This is a genomic window from Mycobacterium sp. TY815 (assembly GCF_030755135.1).
GTDB lineage: Bacteria > Actinomycetota > Actinomycetes > Mycobacteriales > Mycobacteriaceae > Mycobacterium.
The window spans coordinates 3,583,651-3,606,959 of record NZ_JAUFRX010000001.1 but is presented as its reverse complement, the minus strand read 5'-3'; the positions used below and the strand labels follow the sequence as shown (position 1 = coordinate 3,606,959).

General features: G+C 65.7%; 23 protein-coding genes. 8 read left to right on the top strand and 15 right to left on the bottom strand.

Annotated elements, in window-relative coordinates; translation table 11 throughout:
- Positions 1–23: 23 nt before the first annotated feature.
- Positions 24–1,757, bottom strand: coding sequence for an amidohydrolase family protein (locus QXK92_RS15675; RefSeq protein ID WP_306242654.1), 1,734 nt, complete (start codon positions 1,755–1,757; stop codon positions 24–26).
- A 47-nt stretch (positions 1,758–1,804) separates the two neighbouring features.
- Between QXK92_RS15675 and QXK92_RS15670 the strand changes: the two genes are divergently transcribed.
- From QXK92_RS15670 to QXK92_RS15660, 3 genes are read left to right on the top strand one after another with little or no spacing between them, the layout of a single operon-like run.
- Entirely contained in the window at positions 1,805–2,179 is a 375-nt protein-coding gene (locus QXK92_RS15670; RefSeq protein ID WP_306242652.1) for a VOC family protein, read from the top strand.
- A 9-nt stretch (positions 2,180–2,188) separates the two neighbouring features.
- Positions 2,189–2,704 carry a mycothiol transferase gene (locus QXK92_RS15665; protein ID WP_306242650.1) on the top strand — a complete coding sequence of 172 codons (516 nt, stop codon included), beginning with the start codon at positions 2,189–2,191 and terminating at the stop codon, positions 2,702–2,704.
- 11 nt (positions 2,705–2,715) lie between these two features.
- Positions 2,716–3,579 (top strand): hypothetical protein, encoded by an 864-nt coding sequence (locus tag QXK92_RS15660; protein ID WP_306242648.1) that lies wholly within the window; start codon positions 2,716–2,718, stop codon positions 3,577–3,579.
- Here QXK92_RS15660 and QXK92_RS15655 read toward each other — a convergent pair.
- The 8 genes from QXK92_RS15655 to QXK92_RS15620 all read right to left on the bottom strand — a co-directional run bounded on the left by QXK92_RS15655 (position 3,561) and on the right by QXK92_RS15620 (position 11,448).
- Positions 3,561–4,262 (bottom strand): anti-sigma factor, encoded by a 702-nt coding sequence (locus QXK92_RS15655; RefSeq protein ID WP_306242645.1) that lies wholly within the window; start codon positions 4,260–4,262, stop codon positions 3,561–3,563. The genes QXK92_RS15660 and QXK92_RS15655 overlap by 19 nt on opposite strands.
- Before the next feature lie 64 nt (positions 4,263–4,326).
- Positions 4,327–4,890 carry a sigma-70 family RNA polymerase sigma factor gene (locus QXK92_RS15650; RefSeq protein WP_306242643.1) on the bottom strand — a complete coding sequence of 188 codons (564 nt, stop codon included), beginning with the start codon at positions 4,888–4,890 and terminating at the stop codon, positions 4,327–4,329.
- Between the two features lie 45 nt (positions 4,891–4,935).
- Positions 4,936–5,706: a DUF1295 domain-containing protein gene (locus QXK92_RS15645; protein ID WP_306244465.1), complete on the bottom strand. Its 771-nt coding sequence runs from the start codon at positions 5,704–5,706 to the stop codon at positions 4,936–4,938.
- Positions 5,707–5,726: 20 nt separating this feature from the next.
- The gene (locus QXK92_RS15640; protein ID WP_371934177.1) at positions 5,727–6,104 is read right to left on the bottom strand and encodes a class I SAM-dependent methyltransferase; all 378 of its coding nucleotides are present in this window, start codon (positions 6,102–6,104) and stop codon (positions 5,727–5,729) included.
- Positions 6,101–6,808 carry a DUF1365 domain-containing protein gene (locus QXK92_RS15635; protein WP_306242642.1) on the bottom strand — a complete coding sequence of 236 codons (708 nt, stop codon included), beginning with the start codon at positions 6,806–6,808 and terminating at the stop codon, positions 6,101–6,103. Before QXK92_RS15635 ends, QXK92_RS15640 begins: the two co-directional genes overlap by 4 nt.
- Positions 6,802–8,097, bottom strand: coding sequence for an NAD(P)/FAD-dependent oxidoreductase (locus QXK92_RS15630; protein ID WP_306242640.1), 1,296 nt, complete (start codon positions 8,095–8,097; stop codon positions 6,802–6,804). The genes QXK92_RS15635 and QXK92_RS15630 overlap by 7 nt, the downstream gene beginning before the upstream one ends.
- Before the next feature lie 49 nt (positions 8,098–8,146).
- Positions 8,147–10,975 carry an RND family transporter gene (locus QXK92_RS15625; protein WP_306244461.1) on the bottom strand — a complete coding sequence of 943 codons (2,829 nt, stop codon included), beginning with the start codon at positions 10,973–10,975 and terminating at the stop codon, positions 8,147–8,149.
- A gap of 83 nt (positions 10,976–11,058) precedes the next feature.
- The gene (locus QXK92_RS15620) at positions 11,059–11,448 is read right to left on the bottom strand and encodes an MmpS family protein (protein ID WP_371934559.1); all 390 of its coding nucleotides are present in this window, start codon (positions 11,446–11,448) and stop codon (positions 11,059–11,061) included.
- Between the two features lie 284 nt (positions 11,449–11,732).
- Between QXK92_RS15620 and QXK92_RS15615 the strand changes: the two genes are divergently transcribed.
- The 3 genes from QXK92_RS15615 to QXK92_RS15605 all read left to right on the top strand — a co-directional run bounded on the left by QXK92_RS15615 (position 11,733) and on the right by QXK92_RS15605 (position 16,084).
- Positions 11,733–12,419 carry a TetR family transcriptional regulator gene (locus QXK92_RS15615; protein WP_306242635.1) on the top strand — a complete coding sequence of 229 codons (687 nt, stop codon included), beginning with the start codon at positions 11,733–11,735 and terminating at the stop codon, positions 12,417–12,419.
- Positions 12,420–12,596: 177 nt separating this feature from the next.
- Positions 12,597–13,154, top strand: a complete 558-nt coding sequence (locus tag QXK92_RS15610) for an MmpS family transport accessory protein (protein ID WP_306242633.1) — start codon at positions 12,597–12,599, stop codon at positions 13,152–13,154.
- The gene (locus QXK92_RS15605) at positions 13,151–16,084 is read left to right on the top strand and encodes an RND family transporter (protein ID WP_306242631.1); all 2,934 of its coding nucleotides are present in this window, start codon (positions 13,151–13,153) and stop codon (positions 16,082–16,084) included. The genes QXK92_RS15610 and QXK92_RS15605 overlap by 4 nt, the downstream gene beginning before the upstream one ends.
- 36 nt (positions 16,085–16,120) lie before the next feature.
- Here the strand turns inward: QXK92_RS15605 and QXK92_RS15600 are convergent, their stop codons facing one another.
- The 6 genes from QXK92_RS15600 to QXK92_RS15575 form a co-directional block, all read right to left on the bottom strand.
- Positions 16,121–16,444 (bottom strand): hypothetical protein, encoded by a 324-nt coding sequence (locus QXK92_RS15600; RefSeq protein ID WP_306242629.1) that lies wholly within the window; start codon positions 16,442–16,444, stop codon positions 16,121–16,123.
- A gap of 345 nt (positions 16,445–16,789) precedes the next feature.
- Complete coding sequence (locus tag QXK92_RS15595) at positions 16,790–17,002, bottom strand: hypothetical protein (protein WP_371934215.1); 213 nt, start codon at positions 17,000–17,002, stop codon at positions 16,790–16,792.
- 35 nt (positions 17,003–17,037) lie between these two features.
- Positions 17,038–17,496: a DUF5078 domain-containing protein gene (locus QXK92_RS15590; protein ID WP_306242625.1), complete on the bottom strand. Its 459-nt coding sequence runs from the start codon at positions 17,494–17,496 to the stop codon at positions 17,038–17,040.
- Between the two features lie 75 nt (positions 17,497–17,571).
- On the bottom strand, positions 17,572–18,492 hold the full coding sequence (locus QXK92_RS15585; RefSeq protein ID WP_306244460.1) for a crotonase/enoyl-CoA hydratase family protein: 921 nt from the start codon (positions 18,490–18,492) through the stop codon (positions 17,572–17,574).
- A 44-nt stretch (positions 18,493–18,536) separates the two neighbouring features.
- A complete protein-coding gene (locus tag QXK92_RS15580; protein WP_306242623.1) occupies positions 18,537–19,157 on the bottom strand; it encodes a DedA family protein in 621 nt (206 codons plus the stop codon).
- A 52-nt stretch (positions 19,158–19,209) separates the two neighbouring features.
- Entirely contained in the window at positions 19,210–21,240 is a 2,031-nt protein-coding gene (locus tag QXK92_RS15575; protein ID WP_306242621.1) for a prolyl oligopeptidase family protein, read from the bottom strand.
- A 55-nt stretch (positions 21,241–21,295) separates the two neighbouring features.
- Here QXK92_RS15575 and QXK92_RS15570 point away from each other — a divergent pair, with 55 nt between their 5' ends.
- Together QXK92_RS15570 and QXK92_RS15565 are read left to right on the top strand one after the other, a co-directional pair.
- The gene (locus QXK92_RS15570; protein ID WP_306242620.1) at positions 21,296–22,819 is read left to right on the top strand and encodes an aldehyde dehydrogenase family protein; all 1,524 of its coding nucleotides are present in this window, start codon (positions 21,296–21,298) and stop codon (positions 22,817–22,819) included.
- Entirely contained in the window at positions 22,819–23,292 is a 474-nt protein-coding gene (locus QXK92_RS15565; RefSeq protein WP_306242618.1) for a DUF779 domain-containing protein, read from the top strand. The genes QXK92_RS15570 and QXK92_RS15565 overlap by 1 nt, the downstream gene beginning before the upstream one ends.
- The last annotated feature ends 17 nt before the right edge of the window (positions 23,293–23,309 follow it).

The following is a 23,309-nucleotide window of genomic DNA, read 5'->3' as shown; positions in this document are numbered from 1 at the left end:
TACCGTTAATTCGCAGCGGCCCGTCAGACGGCAACCGGCGCGGGCCGGCGTCCGCGGACCAGCTTGCCCGGGCGCGCGGAGGTGGGCACACCGTTCTCGGCGATCACTTCTCCGGAGACCACGGTGGCGACGTAGCCTTCGGCGGTCTGATCCAGCCGGCGTCCACCCGCCGGCAGGTCGTAGGTGATGACCGGCTTGTGCAGCCGCAGCCCGGCGTGGTCGATGACGTTGAGATCCGCCTTGAAGCCGACGGCGATGCGACCGCGGTCGGCCAGGCCGGCGATGCGGGCCGGCACCGAGGTCAGTTCACGGATTGCTTCGGCCACGCTGAATCGCCCCGAGCTACGGTCACGCGCCCAGTGGGTGAGGAAGTAAGTGGAGTAGCTGGCGTCGCAGATCATGCCGTAGTGGGCACCCCCGTCGCCCAATCCCAGCACCACGTCGTCGCGGTGCAGGAGTTTGCCCACGGTGTCCAGCGAGTTGCCCTCCATGTTGCTGGTGGCGACCAGCAACATGGCCCGGCCGTCGTCGTCCAGAAGCCGGTCGTAGGCCTCTTCCATCGGGTTGACACCGCGGGCCCGGGCCCGCGCGCCGATGCTGTCGGCCGGGTCCGGCTCGTAGTTGGGGTTGTCGTCCAGCGGGAAAATCCAGTCCCACATCTGGGCCACGTAGAGGATCGGATGACCCGCGCCCGGCTTGTCGGCCAGGATCTTGGCGCGCACCTCGGGCTTGCGCATCTCGGCGACCCGCTCGGCCAGCGGCAGGTGCGCGATCTCGCGGTAGCTCGGGTAGAGCACGAAGGGGTTGGCCGTCAGCTGCAGCCCGATGATCAGCCCGATCGGACGCGGCAACAACTGCGCGGTCACCCGGATCTCATCGGTGACACTGTTCGCCTTCTCGATCATCGTGATGGCGTCCGGCCATGTCGGATCCCCGGCGTTGCCCACCACCAGCGTGAACGTCACCGGAAGCCCGACGTCCTCGGCGACGTCGAACACTGTCTGCAGCACCGGCTGGTACCCCCCGGCCGGGATGTCCGGCACGAACTGCAGCAAGCCGCCGCCACCGTCGACGACGCCCCGCGCGATCTCCTCGATCTCCTCACGGGCCGCGTCATAACTCGGAATCGGCGCTCCGCTCTCGGTCTTGTGGATGGTGAGCCTGGAGGAGGCGAATCCCAGCGCCCCGACTTCGATGGCCTCGGTGGCCAGCGCGCGCATCTTGGCCAGGTCCTCAGGGGTCGCCGGCTCGCGGTCGGCGCCGCGCTGGCCCATGACGTAGACGCGCAGCGGAGAGTGTGGCAGGTAGGCGGCGACGTCGATGTCTCGCGTGCCGGACTCCAGCGCGTCGAGGTATTCCGGGAAGGTCTCCCAGGTCCACGGCAGGCCGTCGGTCATGACCACCCCGGGAATGTCCTCGACGCCGGCCATCACGTCGACGAGTACGTCGTGGTCCTCCTGGCGGCAGGGTGCGAAGCCGACGCCGCAGTTGCCCATCACCACCGTGGTCACGCCGTGCGCCGAGGACGGCGTCAACCGGTCCGACCAGATGGCCTGGCCGTCGTAGTGGGTGTGCAGGTCGACGAAGCCCGGCGTGACGAGCAGGCCGGTCGCATCGATCTCCTTCGTCGCGCCGGCGCCGTTCAGGGCGCCGACCGCCGCGATCAGCCCGTCCTGCACCGCGATGTCGCCGACGTAGGGTTCACCTCCCAGTCCGTCCACGATGGTGCCGTTGCGGATCAGAAGGTCGTAGGTCATCTAATTAATCTACGACCGTGTCGGTGGCTCGTGCCAGGATTCGGCATGTGATTGACCACATGGGAATCAACTGTGCCGATTACCCCGCCGCCCAGCGGTTTTACGACACTGTGCTCGGTGTGCTCGGCTGTTCACGGCAAATGGACTTCGGCGTGGCGATCGGCTACGGGCGTGACGGCAAGCCGGATTTCTGGATCGCCGACGGCTCGGCCCTGGGGCCGAACCGGGAGGTGCACCTGGCATTCCAGGCCGCCGACGAGGCGGCGGTGCGCGCATTTCACGAGGCGGCGGTGAGCCTGGGCGCCGAGTCGTTGCATGCCCCGCGGCTCTGGCCGGAATACCATCCCGGGTACTTCGGCGCCTTCGTGCGAGACCCGGACGGCAACAACGTCGAAGCGGTCTGGCACGGCGCGCAAGCGTAGCGTCGACGTATGGCAGGAACCGACGACGCGGCCCGCGAACTGTTGCGCGATGCATTCACCCGGTTGATCGAGCATGCCGGAGATGTGTGCAACGGACTCACCGACGAGGTCGCCGACTACCGGCCGACCCCCGAGGCCAACAGCATCGCCTGGCTGCTGTGGCACAGCGCGCGGGTCCAGGATCTTCAGCTTGCCGACGTGGCCGGCGTGGAGCAGGTCTGGACCCGCGACGGGTGGGTGGACCGCTTCAATCTGGACCTGCCGCGCAACGACACCGGCTACGGCCACGGCGCCGACGAGGTGGCCAAGGTCCGCGCACCGGTCGACCTGCTGCTGGGCTACTACCACGCCGTGCACCTGCTCACTGTGGAATACGTCGCGACGGTCACCGCCGATGAACTCGCCCGAATCGTCGACACCCATTGGGATCCGCCGGTCACCGCGAGTGCACGGCTGGTCAGCATCATCGACGACTGTGCTCAGCATCTCGGCCAAGCCGCCTATCTGCGGGGGATCGCCCAGTAGGGTTCCAACCCGTGCGGTTCCTCGTGACGGCGTTGTGCTGGTTGATCGCCACGGCCGGGTTGGCGGTGGCGGTTCCCGCGGCATGGACACAGGCGACCATCGTTGACGAAGACGGCTACGCCGTGCTGGCTGAACAGGCGGCCCGCGACCCGGCGCTGCAGTCCGCGATGGCTTCTGAGCTGACCACCCGAGCAATGACACTGATCAACGAACGCGGCGGGCGCCCTGTCGACGGAGCAACGGTGCACGATGTGGCGGCCGCATTCACCGCAGGTTCCTCCTTTCCGCCGTTGTTCGCCCAGGTGAATCGCGCCGCGCACGGCTGGTTGTTCAGCGCGCCGCAGCCCGGGGGCAACGAGCAGTGGGTGGTCGACGTTGCGCCGATGCTCAAGGACACCGCGATTCAGCAGCAGCTGGCCACCTACAACGTGCAGGTTCCCGCGACGCTGAAGGTCCCGCTGACGGTGCCGGTGGGCCAGCCGCTGCGGCAGGGGCAATTCCACCGCGCCGAGGTGTGGGGGCCGTGGGTCAGTATCGGTGTGGCCGCGCTGACGGCGCTGTTCGCCTTCCTGACGGTGGTTGCCGCGCGCAGCCGTGGCCGGGGACTGACCGCTCTGGGTATCTCGGCGCTGTTGGTGGGCGCGGCCGGCTGGGCGGGCATCGACATCGGCAAGCGCTCACTGAACGAGGCGCTCAATCGGACGACCGGGGACATCCGGCGGATGGCCGATGTGATGGTCGGGCACGCGGAAAGCAGCATGCACCTCTGGCTCAACATCACGCTGCTCACCGGTGTGGGTCTGGTCGCTCTGGGCGTGATCACCGCGATGCTCGGCGGCTTGTTCAGCAGGAAGTCTCAGCGCAGCGGCAGCTGAGCCAGGATGGCGCCGGTCGGTTGCGTCGATCCGGTACCAGGTTCGACGGTGAACGCCAGCGCGGTGGAACTGCCCAGGTTGTCCAGCGTTGCCCTGGTCGACGGGGACACGGCGGCCGTTCCCATGGTCCCCGCCGACGTGGGGCCGTTGGCGCCCAGCAGCCACATCTGATAGACGGTGCCGGGGGAGGGTGGCGGCACGTTGTTCATCACCAGCACACCGGCGTTGCGGTCACGCGAGAACACCACGGTGGCCGTCCCGGCGCCCAGCGGGCCGGAGACGGTGCGAACATCGGGAGCCGTCAGCACCTGTTCGGCGACCGTCTGCGTCGGTGACGGCCGCATGACCACCCCGAGGCCGAAGGCGCCCAGTCCCACAGCCACCGCCGCCGCAGCGGCGAAAACCGCTGTGCGCCAACGGGAACGGCCCAGCGGCGTGGCCGGCGGCGCGGTCAGGGCGAGCACCGCCGAGCGCAGCTCGCCGGGTGGTTCGGCGGTACTGGTCGCCGACAGCAGCGCCATCGTCTCTCGGACGGCGCGCACTTCCTCGTGGAAGGCGGCGGCCACCGGGGTCGGCGCGGCGGCGACCCGCCGGTCGATGTCGGCACGCTCGGCGTCGGACATGGCGTGCAGCGCGTACGGGGTCGCCAGTTCAAGTAGGTCGAAATCGGTCGGCTCGTTCACAAGCGGCGCTCCTCAGCATCGCTTCGTCTTCCCGGGAGGTGCCCCCTCTGCGTCGTCGGCGCGGTCATGGCACATCCAGGCAGTTGCGCAGGCCGCGCAGCGCATCGCGCATTCGCGACTTGACGGTCGACAGGTTCGCGGCCAATCGCTGCGACACCTCGGCGTAGGTGAGTCCGCCATAGTAGGCCAGCTCGATGCACTGCCGCTGCGTATCGGTCAGTCCCTCCAGGCATTGCGCCACCCGACGGCGTTCGTCGCCGGCGATCGCCGTATCCGCGACCACATCGGTGGCCGGCTCCAGATTGGCTACGCCGTAGCGTGATTCGCGCACAGTGCCCGCCTGCTCGCTGCGCACCCGGTCGATCGCGCGCCGGTGAGTCATGGTCAGCAGCCAGGCCAGCGCGGACCCTTTGGTGGAGTCGAAGTCCGAGGCCGTCCGCCACACCTCGAGATAAATCTCCTGGGTGGTCTCTTCGCTGTACCCGGCGTCCCGCAACACCCTGCTCACCAGGCCATACACCCGGGTTTTCGTCTGGTCGTAGAACGCAGCGAAGGCAGCGTTGTCCCCCCGTGCGACCCGGCGCAACAAGGCGTCCAGGTCGCTGCTGGGCTGCAGCGGTCCGGTCATCGATCGGTAGCCTAACGCCAGCAACGGCCCTGCCCGCTATGCCGGTCATGACTGACGCACCATTCTGGGTGGCCGGGGAACGAAATAAGCAGTCCGCTTTTGGTATTCGGCGAACCCCGGACGCCCCTTCATGTATTTCTCGGTCAGCCGGGCCCCACTCACGTCCACCAGGAAATACGTCATCACCAACGGCGACACCGCGGTGGCCAGCGGAACCCATCCGGTGACCGTGATCAGCCACAATCCCCACCACACGCAGGCATCGCCGAAATAGTTGGGATGCCGCGTCCACGACCACAGACCGCGGTCCATGATGAGCCCGCGGTGAGCCGGGTCGGATTTGAAGTCGCGCAGTTGCCGGTCCCCGAGCGCTTCGAAGAGGAATCCGAGGAGCCAGACCGCCACACCCGCTGCGGTGACGGCCAGCAACGGGGTGGGCGTGGGGCCGGTGACTGCCGACAGCTGCAGCGGGAAGGAGATGAACAGCGTCAGAAAGCCCTGCAGCAGAAAGACCTTGCGCACCACCTGGCCCACCGAAGCGCCCCGCAGCAGGTCGGCGTAGCGGCGATCCTCGCCGTGCCCGGCGGTCTTGCGGTGGATGTGCCAGCTCAGCCGTAGACCCCAGATCGACACCAGCGCCAACAGCAGCCAACGCCGGGTCGGATCCCCGTGGCCGACCAGCCCCGCCACCGCCGCCACCACGACGAAGCCGATGCCCCATGCGACGTCGACGACGTTGTATCGGCCGACCTTGCGGCCGATGGCGAAGGTGACCGAATGAACCACGGCCACCGCCAGGGTGCAGGCACCGGTCACCGCCAGGATGTCGCTCTCGCTCACCGCAGCCCCCTCCGCTCGAACGTCCACTGGTAGCCGTCCAGGAACCCCGCTTCGGAGTACGCCAGATACAGCTCCCACATGCGTTCGAACACCTCGTCGAATCCCAAGCGTGCCAACTCGTTACGACGCTGTCCGAAGCGCTCGCGCCACAGCCGCAGCGTCTCGGCGTAACGCCGCCGCAGCGAGACCACGTCGACGGAGCACAAGCTCGTGTGGCGCTCGGGGATCTCGACGATGGCCGCGACAGACGGCAACAGTCCGCCAGGGAAAATGTACTGCTGAATCCAGGTGTGTGTGGTGCGAGTGGCCGGAATCGCCGGCCCGCGACTGGAATCGATTGCCGCGAAGGGCTTTTCGATACTCTGAACAGTCATCGCGCGACCGCCGGGACTCGTCGTAACCGCGGTCTGATCCCCTGAGCCCGGAGCCGTGCGGCCACCGCCAGCGGAGCCAGCGGAGACAGGACCTGAAGAGCCGTTAGCTTCCCGCTCGTCGCAGGGAGCCGCTCGCCGCGCAGGGTGGCGGTGAAGGTCGGCCGGCGCTGCCGCAGCAGCGACACCATGACGTCGACCTCGTGCTCGGGCGACGGGGCCAGCACCAGATAGTGCCCGTCGGCCGGGTTGAGCGGAGACACGTAGAACTGCTCGCTGACCAGCACCGGCGTATCGGCCGGCGGGAGCAGATAGGCATGGCCTTCGCCGTCGGTGTTGTGCACTTCGGCGACCACGTGGCACAGCCGGCCATCACGGTCGTGGCACCAGAAGATGCTCAGCGGGTTGAAGACGTAACCGAGAACGCGTGCCTGCAGCAGCGCTGTGATCCGGCCGTCCGGCATGGCGGTCTGATGCTCGGCGAAGAAGGCCTCCAGCCGCCGGCGTAACGACGTGTCCGCGGCGGCGCCGGTTCCCGCCAGATGGTCGGCGGCGTCGAACCGTGCGAAAGGCCGCAGCCACCAGGGCACCGCGGGGAGCTGATCGATGTCCACATACCAGCTGTAGCTGCGGTACTGGAACGAGTGCTGCGCCGGAACCTGCCGGTTGTGACTGATCGTGGTGCGGTAGATCGCGGGGGTCAGCATGCCAGGACCGCTTCCCGGTCGGGCGCCGCGGGCCAGTCCGCGCCCAGCCGCTGGGCGGCCCGCACCCCGGAGGCGGCACCGTCCTCGTGGAACCCCCACCCGTGGTAGGCGCCGGCGAATACCACCCGGTCGTCGTCCAGAGTTGGTAGAAGTCGTTGTGCAGCAACGGATTCTGGGGTGTACAACGGGTGGCTGTAGGTCATCTCGGCGAGCACCGCCGACGGGTCCACCCGATCCCGGCCGCCGAGAGTGACCAGAAAGCGGCGGGTTCCGTTGAGCCGCATCAACCGGCTGACGTCGTAGCTGACGACGACCTGCTCGTGACCGGGTGTCACCAGGTAGTTCCAGGACGCGCGGGCGCGGCGGTGCCGCGGCAGCACCGATTCATCGGTGTGCAGCAGGGCACGGTTGGTCGAGTAGGGGATCGCTCCCAGGACGGCGCGCTCCCACGGTGTCGGATCGTCGAGCAACAGCAGCGCCTGATCGGGATGGACGGCGACGACGGCCGCGTCGAAGCGCCGCGGCGGACGGTCACCGGCCTGGACCAGCACGCCGTCCGGCAGCCGTTGCAGCAGACGTACCGGGGTTCCGGTCGAGACTTCGTCCAGGCGGGCCGCGATGGCCTGCACGTAGGTGGCCGAACCGCCGGTCACGGTGCGCCAGGCCGGCGATCCGAAAACCGACAGCATGCCCTGGTGGTCGAGGAAGGCGAACAGGTAGCGGGCGGGATAGCGCAATGCGTCGTCACCGGTGCACGACCACACCGCGGCCACCAACGGGGTGATGAAGTGGTCGACGAAATAAGCCGAGAACCGGTGCAGTCGCAGGAACCCGTCGAGCGTTTCCAGTTCGTCGCCGGCAGGCTCGTCGCGCAGCAGTCGGGTCGCCGCCCGGTGAAAGCGCAGAATCTCGGCCAGCATCAGCAGATACCGGGGGCGCAGGGACTGCGCACACGCGAAAAGTCCCCGAAGGCCCAGGGCCGCGGCGTATTCGAGGTCGTCGGCACGCACGGACATCGACATGTCCGACTCCTGCGTGGCGATCCCGAGTTCGCCGAACAGCCGGCACAACGTGGGATAGGTCCGCTCGTTGTACACCAGGAAGCCGGAGTCGACCGCGGTCAACCGGCCGTGGCCGTCATCGACGAAGTGGGTGTGCGCGTGGCCGCCGAGGCGGGTGTCGGCCTCGTACAGCGTGACGCGGTCGCGGGCGGACAGCAGGTAGGCGGCCGTCAACCCGGCGACCCCACTGCCGATGACCGCTACCGATCGTCCATCTGGTGGCTGCACACCTAGTATTCGGAGCCCCGCCGCGCTCGGATGGAGGTGCGCGGACGGGTTAGCGCTCGGCGGTCAACGCCGGTGACCTCTCGGTGACCGGCTCCTCGCGGGGGAGTCTGGGGCTACGGGCGGGGCGGGACCGCACCCGGATGGGCCACCAGAACCAGCGGCCCAGCAGCGCCGCGATCGAGGGCGTCATGAAGGCCCGCACGATCAGCGTGTCGAACAGCAGACCCAGGCCGATGGTGGTGCCCACCTGCCCGATCATCCGGGCGTCGCCGATGATCATGGACGCCATCGTGAACGCGAAGACCAGCCCCGCATTGGTCACGACTTTGCCGGTGCCGCCCATCGAACGAATGATCCCGGTATTGAGGCCGGCATGAATCTCCTGTTTGAAACGCGAGACCAGCAACAGGTTGTAGTCCGACCCCACGGCGAGCAGCACGATCACCGACATCGCCAGCACCAGCCAGTGCAGCGGTATGCCGAAGATGTGTTGCCACACCAGCACCGAGAGACCGAAGGAGGCGCCCAGCGAGAGCGCGACGGTGCCGACGATCACCGCGGCCGCCACGAAGGCCCTGGTCAGAATCAGCATGATGATGAAGATCAGGCACAGCGACGAGATCCCGGCGATCACCAGGTCCCACTTGGCGCCTTCGGAGATGTCCTTGACGACGGCACCCATTCCGGCGACGTAGATCTTCGAGTCTTCCAGGGGGGTGCCCTTGAGCGATTCCTCTGCGGCCGTCTGGATCTTGTCGATGCTCGCGATGCCCTCCGCCGAGGCGGGGTCACCCCGATGCAGGATGATGAACCGCGCCGCGTGCCCGTCGGCGGACAGGAAGTTCTTCATGGCGCGCTTGAAGTCGGCGTTCTTGAACACTTCCGGGGGCAGATAGAACGAGTCGTCGTTCTTCGCGGCGTCGAACGCATGGCCCATCGCCGTCGCGTTGTCGCTCATCTCGTCCATCTGGTCGAAGATCCCCGACATGGTGCTGTGCATGGTCAGGATCATCGTTCGCATGCTGACCATGGTGTCGATCATCGGGGGGAACGTGGCGATCATCTGCGGCATCAGCACGTCGAGCTGTTTGATGTCGCCGACCAGAACGTCCAGCTTCTCGTCGATCTGGTCGATGCCGTCGAGGGCGTCGAAGACCGACCGCAACGACCAGCAGGCCGGGATGTCGTAACAGTGCTTTTCCCAGTAGAAATATGACCGGATCGGCCGCAAGAAATCGTCGAAGTTGGCGAGTTTGTCGCGCAGGTCGTTGGCGACCTGCTGCATCTCTTCGGTGTCGCCGACCATCTTGTGGGTGACCCCGGCAAGTTGGGTCATCAGGCCGTACATCCGCTGCATGAGGGCGATGGTTTTGCTCATCTCATCGGCCTGCTTGAGCATGTCGTTCATCCGGTCGCGCTGGTACTTGATGGTCTGCATCTGACCGGCGTTCTGCATGCTCATCTGGAACGGTATCGACGTGTGGTCCATCGTGGTGCCGTCCGGGCGGGTGATGGCCTGAACGCGGGATATGCCCGGCACCCGGAAGATGCCCTTCGCCAGTCTGTCGAGGACCAGGAAATCAGCCGGATTCCGCATGTCGTGATCGGACTCGATCATCAGAATCTCCGGCTTCATCCGAGCCTGGGAGAAGTGCCGGTCGGCGACGAGAAAGCCCTGGTTCGCCGGGATGAAGCTGGGGAGGTAGGCCCGGTCGTCATAGCTCGGCTTGTAACCGGGCAGGGTGATCAGGCCGATCAGGGCGATCACGCAGGTGACGGCGAGGATCGGCAATGGCCAGCGCACTACCGCCGTGCCGACCCGGCGCCAGCCCCGTACCGACAGCACCCGCTTGGGGTCGAACACGCCGAACCGGCTGCCGACGACGAGCACGGCCGGTCCCAACGTCAGCGCCACCAGGACGGCGACCAGCATGCCGACCGCGCAGGGAATGCCCAGCGTCTGGAAGTACGGCATGCGGGCGAAGCCCAGACACAACGTCGCGCCCGCGATCGTCAAACCGGATCCCAGAATGACGTGGGCGGTGCCGTGATACATCGTGTAGAAGGCGGTCTCCCGGTCCTCGCCGGCCTGGCGAGCTTCCTGATATCGCCCGATGATGAAGATGCCGTAGTCGGTTCCGGCTGCGATCGCCAGCGACGTGAGCAGACTGACGGCGAAGGTTGACAGGCTGATCAGCGCGTTGCTGCCGAGGATCGCGACGGCCCCGCGCGCTGCGGTCAATTCGATACCGACGGTGACCAGCAGCAGAATCACCGTCAGCGGCGAACGGTAGATGAACATCAGCATGAACAGGATCACCAGGACCGTGGTGATGGTGATCTTGGCCATCGATTTGTCGCCACTGTGCTGCAGGTCGGCGGCCAGCGCCGAGGCGCCGGTGACGTAGGCCTTGAGCCCGGGCGGAGGTGGGTTGGCGTCCACGATCTTGCGGACGGCGTCGACGGATTCGTTGGCCAGCGGTTCGCCTTGATTACCGGCGAGGTTCAGCTGGACCGTGACAGCCTTACCGTCGTTGCTCTGCGCGCCGGCCGCGGTCAGGGGATCACCCCAGAAATCCTGGATGCTCAGCACGTGCTTGTCCGCGCGCAGCTTGCGGATCAGATCGTCGTAGTACCGGTGTGCGGTGTCACCGAGGGGTTGTTCGCTCTCCAGCACGATCATCGCGACGCTGTCGGTCTCGCCTTCCTTGAAGACGTGGCTGATCCGCTTGAGGGCGACGAACGACGGGGCATCCTTGGGGCTCAGCGAAACCGAGCGCTGCTGCCCGACGACTTCCAGTGACGGGACGAGCAGGCTGAGCAGCACGACGACCACCACCCAGAACAGGATGATCGGCACCGCGAAGGCGTGGATCATCCGCGGGATGAACGGGCGGTGGGGACGAGGTTCGACGGCAGGGTTGTCCGGGCGGTCGTCGGCTCGGTAGTCCAAGGTGGTACTCACGCGGACTTGACCAGGCAGAAGGTAAAGGCATTGACCTCGTGGGAGACTCGCTCGGATTTGACCACGTCGTCGATCAGGATGCGGCACCCGATGCTGTCGCTGTCGCCCTGGGCCATCAGGTTGCCCACCATCGCGGCCTTATTCGTGCTGATGTGCAGCGACCAGGGCAGCGTTGCGTTGTCCACGCGTTGGGGATCGGCGTTGACGTCGAAATAACTGATGTCGGCAACCGTGCCCGCCGGACCGAAGACCTCGTAGGTGATTCGTTTGGGGTTGAACGGCTCCGGGTTCTTCAAGTTGCTGTCCGCGTACGACGCGCGCTTCTCCGAACCGAAGTAGCCGTGCACCCGCTTCACGATGAAAGCACCGGTGACCAACACCGCCATGATGACGAGTGGGATCCACACGCGCGACAGCACCTTGAAAATCTCACGTCCCTTTCACCGTTGGGCATCGCTCAGGTCGGACGATACCCGCCCTAGGAGACGCTTGCGTCTTCATTCGACCGGCCGCACTACGCCCAGCGGGGCAGCGCATCGCGAACACAATTAGCCTGACCTAAGTAAAACACGGAGGCGTCGGGGCCGACGCGGGCTCCTTCCGTTAGATCGCCGATTCTAAGGCATATCGTGTGCGTAAACCCCCGATTTTCGCCCGCAAATCACGTCGTGTGCGTTATCCTCTGACGGTGGCGCAACTCAGCTTCCGGCGCGCCCGAACCGAGGAGAACAAGCGCCAGCGCGCCGCGGCGCTGGTGGAAGCCGCGCGCTCGATCGCATCGGAAACCGGTGTCGCAGCGGTGACATTGACCGCGGTGGCCGGCCGCGCGGGAATTCACTACTCCGCCGTTCGTCGATACTTCAGCTCTCACAAGGAAGTGCTCCTGCATCTGGCCGCCGAAGGCTGGGTGCGGTGGTCGGCCACGGTGTGCGAAGACTTGGCTGCGCCCGGGCCGATGACGGCGGAGCGGGTGGCAGAAACTCTGGCCAACGGCCTCGCCGCGGACCCGTTGTTCTGCGACCTGCTGGCCAACCTGCACCTTCATCTCGAACACGAAGTCGAGATCGAACGGGTCATCGAGATTCGGCGAACCATTTCCGCCGCCGCGATTGCACTTGCCGACGCCATCGAGCAGGCGCTGCCGGCGCTCGGGCGGTCGGGGGCATTCGACATCCTCATCGCGGCCTACTCCCTGGCCGCGGCGTTCTGGCAGATCGCAAACCCGCCGGCGAGGATCTCGGACGTCTACGAGGAAGAGCCCGAGGTGCTGCCGGCCGAATGGAACATGGATTTCGGGTCCGCGCTCACCCGGGTGCTCACCGCGACGTGCATCGGCTCGCTTCCGAGGTCCCGATGAACCCGCTGACCCCGATGACAAGCCCGCCGAAGCTATTCACGTTGGCGAAGGTCTTGATGCACACAGTCTTTGCGCACTACGCCGAGACTTCTTCCGGTTTTCACATTAGGTTAGAGAGACTAAGTTGACACACAGGCTAATTGGTTGGCGGCTCTCGTCACTGGTTAGGAAGCGCCCATGACGACGACTGAGCCAAGGACCGAACCGTTGACGACCCCGGATTCTGCTGGCGGCGAAGGCAAGACGGCGACTCGCCCACGGGCCAAGCGCAAAGGTCTGATGAGCGTAGCCAGCCGGTTCTGGCTCATCCTCACCGTGCTGGCCGTCGTCGCGCTGTCGGGGTTCGCGGTCTACCGGTTGCACGGGATCTTCGGTGTTCACAGCGGTTCGTTCGGTGGCGGCTCCTCCGGTGACGTCATCGACCAGTTCAATCCCAAGACCATCACCCTCGAGGTCTGGGGTTCGCCCGGCAGCACCGCGACTATCACGTATCTCGATGAGAACTCCCATCCGCAGCAGGCTCTGAATGTGCCCCTACCGTGGAAGACGGAATTGAAGTCAACGAAACCCGGGATCCCGGCCAACCTGATGGCGCAAGGCAACGGCAGCTGGATCGCCTGCCGGTTCCTCGTCAACAACAACGACGGCAAGGGTGACATCGTCAAGGCGCCGAATCAGTCGCCCCCCAGCGAGACCGTCAACGCCTTCGTCTACTGCCTGGACAAGTCCGCATGAGCGAGACCACCGAGGCTCCGCCGCCGCGCGTCGACCAGCCGCTGATCCCGCCGTTCCTACCGCGGATGATCCATCGGCTGGCACTGCCCATTGTGCTGGTGTGGCTGGGCATAGTCGTGGTGACCAATACCGTTGCGCCGCAGCTGGAGGCCGTCGCCAAGACCCATTCGGTGTCGCAGAGCCCCACCGATGCGGCGTCGTTCCAGTCGATGATGCGGGTCGGTAAGACGTTCAAGGAGTTCGATTCCGACAGCTCGGCGATGATCGTGCTGGAGGGCGACAAACCGCTGGGGGCCGAGGCGCACCGCTACTACGACGAGATCGTCCGGCGAATCCAGGAAGACACGAAACACGTTCAGCACGTGCAGGACTTCTGGAGCGATCCCTTGACCGCCGCGGGGTCCCAGAGCCACGACCAGAAGGCCGCCTACGTCCAGGTCTACCTCGCCGGCAACATGGGCGGTGGCCTGTCCGCTGAGTCCGCCGACGCGGTCCGCAAGATCGTGAACTCGGTGCCGGCCCCGCAGGGCATCAAGGCTTACGTCACCGGCGCGGGTCCGCTGTTCGCCGACCAGTCCCACGCCGGCGAGAAAGGCGTCGCGATCGTCACCCTGGTCACGATCCTGGTGATCTTCGTGATGCTGCTCTTCGTCTACCGCTCGCTCATCACCGTCCTGGCCGTGTTGTTCATGGTCTTCGTCGAACTGTTGGCAGCCCGCGGCGTGGTTGCCCTGCTGGCCAACTACGAGATCATCGGACTCTCCACGTTCGCCAACAACCTGCTGGTGTTGATGGCGATCGCTGCCGGTACGGACTACGCGATTTTCGTGGTCGGCCGCTACCACGAGGCCCGTGGCCTGGGGGAGACTCGCGAACAAGCCTTCTACACCATGTTCCACAGCACCGCGCACGTCGTGCTCGGGTCGGGCCTGACCATCGCCGGCGCGATGTACTGCCTGAGCTTCTGCCGATTGCCGTATTTCGAGTCACTTGGCGCACCGTGTGCCATCGGCATGTTGGTGGCCGTGCTCGCGGCCTTGACGCTGGGGCCTGCGGTACTCACCGTGGCGTCGTTCTTCAAACTTCTCGATCCGAAGCGAAAGCTGCAGACTCGGGGCTGGCGCCGCATCGGCACCGCGATCGTCCGTTGGCCCGCACCGGTTTTCGCGGTCACGATCGCGGTTGCCCTGGTCGGTCTGATCGCTCTGCCGGGCTACAAGACGGACTACGACACCCGTCACTTCCTGCCCGAGGACACCCCCGCCAACATCGGTTACGCGGCCGCCGACCGGCACTTCAACCAGGCTCGGCTCAATCCTGAGTTGTTGATGATCGAGACCGATCACGACCTGCGTAACTCGGCCGACTTCCTGGTGCTGGACAAGGTCGCCAAGGCGGTCTTTCACATCCCCGGCATCGGCCGGGTGCAGACCATTACCCGGCCATTGGGCACGCCACTCGACCACAGCACCCTCGGTTTTCAGATGGGCGCCCAGGCCGCCGGGCGGCAGCAGACCGAACACTTCCAGGATGAGCAGGCCAAGAACCTGCTGAACCAAGCGGGCGAATTGCGCAAGACGATGGCCACGCTGCGTGAGCAGATGCAGGTCACCCAGGACCTCAGCAACACGACGCACGAAACCACCAAGCTCACCAAGGAAACGGTGAAGATCACCGAGGCGCTGCGCGACGATATCGCCACCTTCGATGACTTCTTCCGACCGATCCGCAGCTACTTCTATTGGGAGAAGCACTGTTTCGACATCCCAATCTGCTGGGCGCTGCGGTCCATCTTCAATGCGCTCGACGGCATCGACCAAGTGGCGCAGAACATCCTGGCCCTAAGCCAGAACCTGGACAGGCTGGATGCGATTCAGCCCAAGCTCGTCGCGTTGATACCCCCGCAGATCGAAAGCCAGCAGCGCAATCTCGACACCATCATGTCGAACTATGCGACGACGACGGGTCTCAACGACCAGGCCAGGGCGCAGGCCGATAACGCCACCGCCGAGGGGGACGCGTTCGACAGGGCGAAGAACGACGACACGTTCTACCTTCCGCCGGAAGCGTTCCAGAGCCCGGATTTCGCGCGGGGTCTCAAACAGTTCATCTCACCGGACGGGCACGCGGTCCGGTTGATCATCTCGCATGAAGGCGACCCGGCGTCCCCGGAAGGCATCAACCTCATCGAACCGATCAAGCGGGCCGTGCACGAGGCGATCAAGGGAACACCCTGGGAGGGAGCCAAGGTCTACCTCGGCGGCACCGCGGCGACGTACAAGGACATGCACGATGGTTCGAACATCGACCTGCTGATCGCCGGAATATCTGCTGCCACATTGATTTTCATCATCATGCTGGTGATCACCCGAAGTGTCGTGGCGGCCGTCGTGATCGTCGGCACGGTGCTGTTGTCGCTGGGCGCCTCGTTCGGACTCTCCGTGCTCCTCTGGCAGTACATCCTGGGCATGAAGTTGCACTGGATGGTGCTGGCGATGGCGATCATCCTGCTACTGGCGGTCGGCTCCGACTACAACCTGCTGCTGATATCGCGGTTCAAGGAGGAGATCCATGCCGGTCTCAAGACGGGGACCATCCGCGCGATGGCGGGTTCGGGCTCGGTGGTGACCGCCGCAGGTCTGGTGTTCGCCGCCACCATGGGCACGTTCGCCTTCAGCCCTTTGAAAGTCATGGCCCAGGTGGGTACGACGATCGCACTGGGACTGTTGTTCGACACATTGATCGTGCGATCGTTCATGACGCCGTCGCTGGCCACCCTGCTCGGGCGGTGGTTCTGGTGGCCGCAGCACGTGCGCCCACGGCCGGCCAGCACCATGCTACGACCCTACGGACCTCGTCCGGCGGTGCGTGAACTCATCGGCAGCGACGTGGACGAACAACCAGCGGCCGGAGTGGTGACACGGCGCTAGCGCGGCTGGCGCAGGGCGCTGGTGAGGGTGTGTTTTCTAGAGCGCGACGACGTCGCGCATGATGTCGCTCAACTCCGAGACCGGGGCCCCGCACGTCAGGCAGTAGGCACCCGATGAGCGTCTGAACTGGCCCACCTGCACCAGGATCTCGGCCTCCGCGCGCCACAGGCACGCTATGCAGACGATCTCGACGATGTTTCCGAACGGGTCGACGTGGGGGTGATTGCATTCATCCACCGCGTGCCGGTGGACGATGTGAGTTGCCCGGTTGGTGCAGCCGGCTTCGAATTGACAGGTGATGGTCTGCCAGTCCAGGGCCGCGAGCGTGCCAGGGATGCCATTGCCAGTCGTTTGGCTCATGCGATGTCCTCCAGCTTCCGGAACTCAGTCACAACCATCACTCGCAGATCGAGCCGATGTCTGGCTGGCCGGAGGTCCATTATGGGTTCGTTTGACCCGCCGCGGCAAGGGCCCGGACGATGTATTTATGCATGGACGGGCGGTTGCAACGCTCCGCCGAAACCGTACTTTCGGTGCCACCTAGCGCTAGCCCGCAGGTCATCGGGTCGGAAGAGCCCCGGGAACGGCCTCTGAACGGATGAAATTTCCGCTTCTCAATCTCAGGACAGAATCAAAAAAATCTGCTAGCGGATCCCGTGGGAAGGGTCCGGAACGGGCCTCGGCTCGCTCGGTCTCAAGGCGCCCCTAGGGCTGGTTGACGCAGAACGCCACGCACAGTGCGGAGACCGGAATGGAGACCCATTGCAACTGGCCGTCCGCCTGGCGCTCACAGTAGATGGGGCCGGGCTTACCCCAGACCTTCGCGCCCTCCGGTGAGCATTGTTTGCCGAGATCGGTATCGGCGTGCGCGGGACTACTGCTGAACGCGATCGCGAGGGGAGCGACCGCCGTCATCATCGCTGCGGCGATGAGCTTGCGTGCGCGCACGTTGCTTACGCCCAGTTCCAGACCGACATGTCGCCGGCCGGGTAGCCGTTGCAGGCGTCGGTGCCCTTGGCGACCACGCCCTTGTTGTTGAAGAAGATCTTCATGTGATTGACCCAGGCGAACGTCAGCGGGTCGCCGTTGTAGAAGTTCTCCGAGTAGTCCCTGCGTTCCGCCGGTGACAGCGAGAAGAACCAGTGCGCCTTGTTGATCGTCGCTTCCTGCAGGTTCGCATGGTTGTTGAAGTCGATCATGTACCGCTCGTAGTACACCGGGCTGGTATCCCGCACGGCCGCCAGATACTGCTCAGCGTCGCAGGTGGTCGCGATCATCCGGCGAGGGATCGGAAAATCCTCCGTGGAATCGGCCTTGGCTACCGGAATGACCGCCGTCGGGAAGGCCAGCGCGGCGATCGCGAGAGCAAGGAGAAAAGCGCCTGCACGCAGGCCGTTACTCAGCCGAGACATCATGATTTCGTAACACTTTCGTGGTTTCAAAAATTTCCGACGGCGATTTCCTAATCGATTTCCTAGTCGATCTTACTACCCTTCGCGATCAGGAACTATCACGTGTGACGGGTTCGGCCTCAGATCGGGGGGAGCCTGGCTGTAGTCGCCGAACGGGCCGTCCCGGCGCTCCACCGCAGCCCGCACACCCTGCGTCTCGGCGGTGCGGATGAAGTCCAGCGCGTCGGGGGTGTTGCGCATCAGGCCGTCGAGAATGCCGCCCAGCAACTGGGTGGAAGCCAGGCCCATGTTCTCGTAGGCCTGATTGACGATCAGCTTCTGTGCCCGCAGCTGCGACAACGGGATCTGCGCCAGCTCCGCCGCGACCTCGGCGACCCGGGCCTCCAGCCGTTCGAACGGGACCGCCTCGTTGATCAGTTCCACCTCGGCGGCCTGTACGCCGGTCAGCGGCCGACCGGTCAGCGCATGCCATTTCACCTTGGCCAAACTCAGCCGGTACAGCCACATGCCGGTCAAGTAGGCGCCCCACATCCTGCTGTACGGGGTGCCGATCACCGCGTCCTCGCTGGCGATCACGATGTCGGCGCACAGGGCGTAGTCGCTGGCCCCGCCGACGCACCAGCCGTGCACCTGCGCGATCACCGGTTTCGAAGCCCGCCAGATGGCCATGAACTTCTGCGTCGGCGCGGTCTCGCGCGCGCTGACCATGGCGAAATCCTTTCCCGGATCCCACTGGCCGTCGGTCATCATGCCCTCGCCCCAGTGTTGGAAGCCTCCGCCGAAGTCAAAACCGCCGGAGAAGGCCCGTCCGGCGCCGCGCAGCACGATGACCTTGATGTCGTGGTCACGTTCGGCCAGGCCGATGGCGGCCTCGATCTCGTCGGGCATCGGCGGGACGATCGTGTTCAGCTGCTCGGGTCGATTGAGGGTGATCGTGGCCACCGGACCCTTGCTCGAGTACAGCAGCGTTTCGAATTCGGGCTCCCGAGACGGCATGACAGAAGGCATGAACAGAAGCGAAGCCGCGCGGATTTATGGTGTCAAGCCTGCTGGCGACGTCTCATCGCCAGCCCGGCCACCACGGCGAACGCGACGGCTGCGCACGTGGCCAGCAGGTAGATGCCGTAGCGCTGGAATGCGGCATAGAGCGTCTCGATGTGGTTGCCGGCCAGATATCCGGCGAGCACCCAGACGGCCACCCACACCGCGGAGCCCAGCGCGTTGTAGGCCAGGTAGCGGCGCCAATTCATCCGTGCCAGTCCCGCGGCTATGCCGCTGGCCTGGCGGAGTCCGTCGACGAAGCGCCCGAGGGAGACCACCAGATGGCCGCGCCTGGCGAAGAAGCGCTCCGCCTTGGCCAGCCGATCCGGCGTGAGCAGCACATACGGACCGAACCGCAGCACCAGCTCACGGCCACCGTAGCGGCCGATGGCATAGCCGGCGTTGTCCCCGCCCATCGCCGCGAGCAGCCCTGCGACCAGTACCGGGACCAGGGTCAGATGGCCGCTGGCCGCGTAGATACCACCCGCGATGAGGATCAGCTGGCCTGGAAGCGGTATTCCGATCCCTTCCAGCCCCACCAGAACCCCGATCGCCGCGTACCCGTACCTGTCGAGGCTGGGGGCAAGCGTGTCGAAGATTCCCGGCAGTTGCGCGGACATGGGTTCCAGGGTGCCCGATGCTGCTTGCAGCTAGACGTTGTAACCGTCACAGCTACGTGTCGGTTGCCAGCATCCGCCACAGGAATGAGTAGCTCAGCGCCGACTTGAACGCGAGTTGCTCGTTGTCGGCGGCGCCGCCGTGTCCACCCTCGATGTTCTCGTAGTACCAGACCCGGTGGCCGGTGGCCTCGAGGGCGGCGGTCATCTTGCGGGCGTGGCCGGGATGCACCCGGTCGTCGCGGGTGGACGTGGTCAGCAGGATCGGCGGATACTTCCGGTCCGCCGAAATGTTCTGGTACGGCGAATATTCGGAGATGAACGCCCAATCTTCCGGGTTGTCCGGGTCGCCGTATTCGGCCACCCAGGAGGCGCCGGCCAGCAGCAGGTGGTAGCGCTTCATGTCCAGCAGGGGCACGCTGCAGACCAGCGCGCCGAACTTCTCCGGGTACGTGGTCAACATGATTCCCATCAGCAGGCCGCCGTTGCTGCCGCCCTGGGCGCCGAGTTGGCCGACCGTGGTGATGCCGCGCCGGACCAGATCGTCGGCGACAGCCACGAAGTCTTCGGCCACCTTGTGCCGCCCTTCGCGCATCGCCTGGGTGTGCCAGCCCGGTCCATACTCCCCGCCCCCGCGGATGTTGGCCAGCACGTAGGTACCGCCGCGGGCCAGCCACAGCCGGCCCAGCACCCCGCTGTAGCCGGGAGTAAGCGAGGTCTCGAAGCCGCCGTAGCCGTAGAGCAGGGTGGGGGTCGGTCCCGTGGTGTCTGCGGGGCGGACCACGAAGTACGGGACCGAGGTGCCGTCCAGCGACGTGACGAAATGCTGTTCGACCGAAAGGTTTTCAGCGTCGAAGAAGGACGGCGCCGACTTGATCGGCTCGAGGCCGTCGGTGCCGGTGCCGCGCAACAGCCGAGACGGGGCGGTGAATCCGCTGGAGTCCAGGAAGAACTCGTCGCCGGTGTCGTCGGCGGCCGTGATCACGGTGTTCGTCGACTCGGGCAAACCCGACAGCGGCTCGCGCTGCCAGGTTCCCGGAATGACGATCTCCACCCGGCTGGCCACGTCGGCCAGCGTGACGAGCAGCAGCCGGTCCCTCGTCCAGGCGTGGTAGTAGAGGCAGGTGTGTTCATCGGGCTCGAACACCACCGTGAGATCTCTTGCGCCGCTGATGAATTCGTCGTAGTTGGCAGCCAGGAGGGAACCGGCGCGATAGGTCGTGTCATTGACGGTCCAGTCGGTGCGCAGCTCGACCAGCAACCACTCGCGGTGCACCGACATGCTGCTGGCGTCCGTCGGCACGTCGATGGAGATGAGTTCGGTGCCGCGCAACTCGTAGCGCTGGCGATTCCAGAAGTCCAGGGAGCGGCCGATGAAGGTGCGTTCGAAGCCCGGCGTGCGGTCTTTCGAGCCGCCGGCGCTGACGTCAGTGGGCTCGCCCTCGAAAATCGTCTCCGCCTCGGCCAGTGGCGTGCCGCGCCGCCACCGCTTGAGGATTCGCGGATAACCGGATTCGGTCATCGAGCCCGGGCCGAAGTCGGTGCCCACCAGGACGGTGTCCGGGTCGTCCCACCCGATCTGTGACTTGGCCTCCGGCAACTCGAACCCGTCGGCAACGAATTCCCTTGTCACCATGTCGAATTCGCGCACAACGACGGCATCCGAGCCGCCCGGCGAAAGGCTGACCAGGGCTCGGGTGAGCTCTGGTTCGATCACCTCGGCGCCGGCCCACACCCAGTTCCGGTTGTCCGCACGGCCCAACTCGTCGACGTCGATCACCACATCCCACTCGGGCGAGTCGGTGCGGTAGCTCTCCAGCGTGGTGCGCCGCCACAGGCCGCGAGGGTTCTTGGCATCGCGCCAGAAGTCGTACAGATAGTCCCCCCGCCGGCGCACGTAAGGGATCCGGGCGTCGGTGTCGAGCACCTCCAGCGCCTCGGTGCGCATCGTCTCGAACTCGGCGTCGCAGAACTCCTTTTTGGTCGGCTCGTTGCGGGCGCGCACCCAATCCAGTGCCTCCTCTCCGGTGACGTCTTCGAGCCAGAGGTAGGGGTCGTCGGCAGTCTCAGATGGCATGGAAGCCATTCTGGCCCAGCGGTAGTGTGAGCTGTATTACATGAACTAACGAGGAGCCGAACAGATGCCTGTCTTTGCACGTCCGGGGACTTCCGGGGCGCTGATGTCCTATGAGTCGCGGTACGGGAACTTCATCGGCGGCGAGTGGGTCGCGCCCGCCGCGGGCCGCTACTTCGAGAACCCGTCGCCGGTGACCGGCCAGCCGTTCTGCGAAATTCCGCGGTCCGACGAAACCGACATCGAGAAGGCGCTGGATGCCGCACACGGTGCGGCACCGGCCTGGGGCAAGACATCGCCAGCCGAACGGGCCGCGATTCTGAACAAGATCGCCGACCGTATCGAGGCGAACACCGCCGCGCTCGCGGTGGCCGAAGTATGGGACAACGGCAAGCCCATCCGCGAGGCGCTGGCCGCCGACATTCCGTTGGCCGCCGACCATTTCCGGTACTTCGCGGCCGCCATCCGGGCCCAGGAGGGCGCCCTGTCGCAGATCGACGACGACACCGTCGCCTACCACTTCCACGAACCGCTCGGCGTCGTCGGGCAGATCATCCCCTGGAACTTCCCGATCCTGATGGGCGCGTGGAAACTGGCACCGGCGCTGGCGGCCGGCAACGCGATCGTGCTGAAGCCGGCCGAACAGACCCCGGCCTCGATCCTGTACCTGATGTCGCTGATCGGTGACCTGCTCCCGCCGGGAGTGCTCAACGTCGTCAACGGCTTCGGTGCCGAGGCCGGTAAACCGCTGGCCTCGAGCAACCGGATCGCCAAGGTCGCCTTCACCGGGGAGACCACCACCGGGCGACTCATCATGCAGTACGCCTCGCAGAACCTGATCCCGGTCACCCTGGAACTCGGCGGCAAAAGCCCGAACATCTTCTTCTCCGACGTGATGGCCGCCGGCGACGACTTCCAGGACAAGGCGCTGGAAGGCTTCACCATGTTCGCCCTCAACCAGGGCGAAGTCTGCACCTGCCCGTCGCGCAGCCTGGTGCAGTCCGATATCCACGACGAGTTTTTGGAGTTGGCCGCGATCCGGACCAAGGCCGTCCGGCAGGGTGACCCGCTCGACTCCGAGACCATGCTGGGATCCCAGGCATCCAACGACCAGTTGGAGAAGATCCTGTCCTACATCGAGATCGGCAAAGGCGAAGGCGCCAAGATCATCACCGGCGGCGAGCGTGCCGAACTGGGCGGCGACCTGTCCGGCGGCTTCTACATGCAGCCGACGATCTTCAGCGGCAACAACAAGATGCGGATCTTCCAGGAAGAGATCTTCGGACCGGTAGTGGCGGTAACCCCGTTCGACAGCTACGACGACGCGATCGGGATCGCCAACGACACCCTCTACGGTCTGGGGGCGGGTGTGTGGAGCCGCAACGGCAACACCGCCTACCGGGCCGGGCGCGACATCAAGGCCGGGCGGGTCTGGGTGAACTGCTACCACGTGTACCCGCCGCACTCGGCATTCGGCGGTTACAAGCAGTCCGGCTTCGGGCGCGAGGGTCACCTGATGGCGCTCGAGCACTACCAGCAGACCAAGAACATGCTGGTGTCCTACTCCGAGAAGGCGCAGGGCTTCTTCTGATGATCCCGGGGGCGCTCATCACCGCCTCCGCCGCCGAACTGCTGCAGCGTTTGCAGGACCGGCACGGACCGGTGATGTTCCACCAGTCCGGTGGCTGCTGCGACGGGTCGTCGCCGATGTGTTACCCGCGCGGGGACTTCCTGGTGGGCGACCGCGACGTCCTGCTGGGCGTTCTCGACGTCGGCGCCGAAGGCGTTCCCGTATGGATCTCCGGCCCGCAGTACGAGACCTGGAAGCACACCCAACTGGTCATCGATGTGGTGCCCGGCCGCGGCGGCGGCTTCAGCCTGGAAGCGCCGGAGGGGATGCGATTCCTCAGCCGCGGCCGGGTCTTCACCGAGACCGAAAGTGCGGAGCTGCAAGCGCAACCGGTGATCACGGGCGCGGCCTACGAGCGTGGCGAAAGGCCGTCGATACGAGGCCATCTTGTGACCGACAACTCGCCGGGGACGTGCCCAGCGCCGCCTCGGTAGTTCAGTAAGGTCGTCTA

Bases quoted from the DNA above. Each gene is read 5' to 3' on its own strand.
- QXK92_RS15570 (WP_306242620.1), top strand. From the start codon at position 21,296: ATGCCTGTCTTTGCACGTCCGGGGACTTCCGGGGCGCTGATGTCCTAT.
- QXK92_RS15640 (WP_371934177.1), bottom strand. From the start codon at position 6,104: ATGACTGTTCAGAGTATCGAAAAGCCCTTCGCGGCAATCGATTCCAGT.
- QXK92_RS15585 (WP_306244460.1), bottom strand. From the start codon at position 18,492: ATGCCGTCTCGGGAGCCCGAATTCGAAACGCTGCTGTACTCGAGCAAG.
- QXK92_RS15620 (WP_371934559.1), bottom strand. From the start codon at position 11,448: ATGGCGGTGTTGGTCACCGGTGCTTTCATCGTGAAGCGGGTGCACGGC.
- QXK92_RS15605 (WP_306242631.1), top strand. From the start codon at position 13,151: ATGAGCGAGACCACCGAGGCTCCGCCGCCGCGCGTCGACCAGCCGCTG.
- QXK92_RS15565 (WP_306242618.1), top strand. From the start codon at position 22,819: ATGATCCCGGGGGCGCTCATCACCGCCTCCGCCGCCGAACTGCTGCAG.
- QXK92_RS15590 (WP_306242625.1), bottom strand. From the start codon at position 17,496: ATGTCTCGGCTGAGTAACGGCCTGCGTGCAGGCGCTTTTCTCCTTGCT.
- QXK92_RS15675 (WP_306242654.1), bottom strand. From the start codon at position 1,757: ATGACCTACGACCTTCTGATCCGCAACGGCACCATCGTGGACGGACTG.
- QXK92_RS15625 (WP_306244461.1), bottom strand. From the start codon at position 10,975: ATGATCCACGCCTTCGCGGTGCCGATCATCCTGTTCTGGGTGGTGGTC.
- QXK92_RS15610 (WP_306242633.1), top strand. From the start codon at position 12,597: ATGACGACGACTGAGCCAAGGACCGAACCGTTGACGACCCCGGATTCT.
- QXK92_RS15600 (WP_306242629.1), bottom strand. From the start codon at position 16,444: ATGAGCCAAACGACTGGCAATGGCATCCCTGGCACGCTCGCGGCCCTG.
- QXK92_RS15575 (WP_306242621.1), bottom strand. From the start codon at position 21,240: ATGGCTTCCATGCCATCTGAGACTGCCGACGACCCCTACCTCTGGCTC.
- QXK92_RS15635 (WP_306242642.1), bottom strand. From the start codon at position 6,808: ATGCTGACCCCCGCGATCTACCGCACCACGATCAGTCACAACCGGCAG.
- QXK92_RS15665 (WP_306242650.1), top strand. From the start codon at position 2,189: ATGGCAGGAACCGACGACGCGGCCCGCGAACTGTTGCGCGATGCATTC.
- QXK92_RS15580 (WP_306242623.1), bottom strand. From the start codon at position 19,157: ATGTCCGCGCAACTGCCGGGAATCTTCGACACGCTTGCCCCCAGCCTC.
- QXK92_RS15650 (WP_306242643.1), bottom strand. From the start codon at position 4,890: ATGACCGGACCGCTGCAGCCCAGCAGCGACCTGGACGCCTTGTTGCGC.
- QXK92_RS15595 (WP_371934215.1), bottom strand. From the start codon at position 17,002: ATGATGACGGCGGTCGCTCCCCTCGCGATCGCGTTCAGCAGTAGTCCC.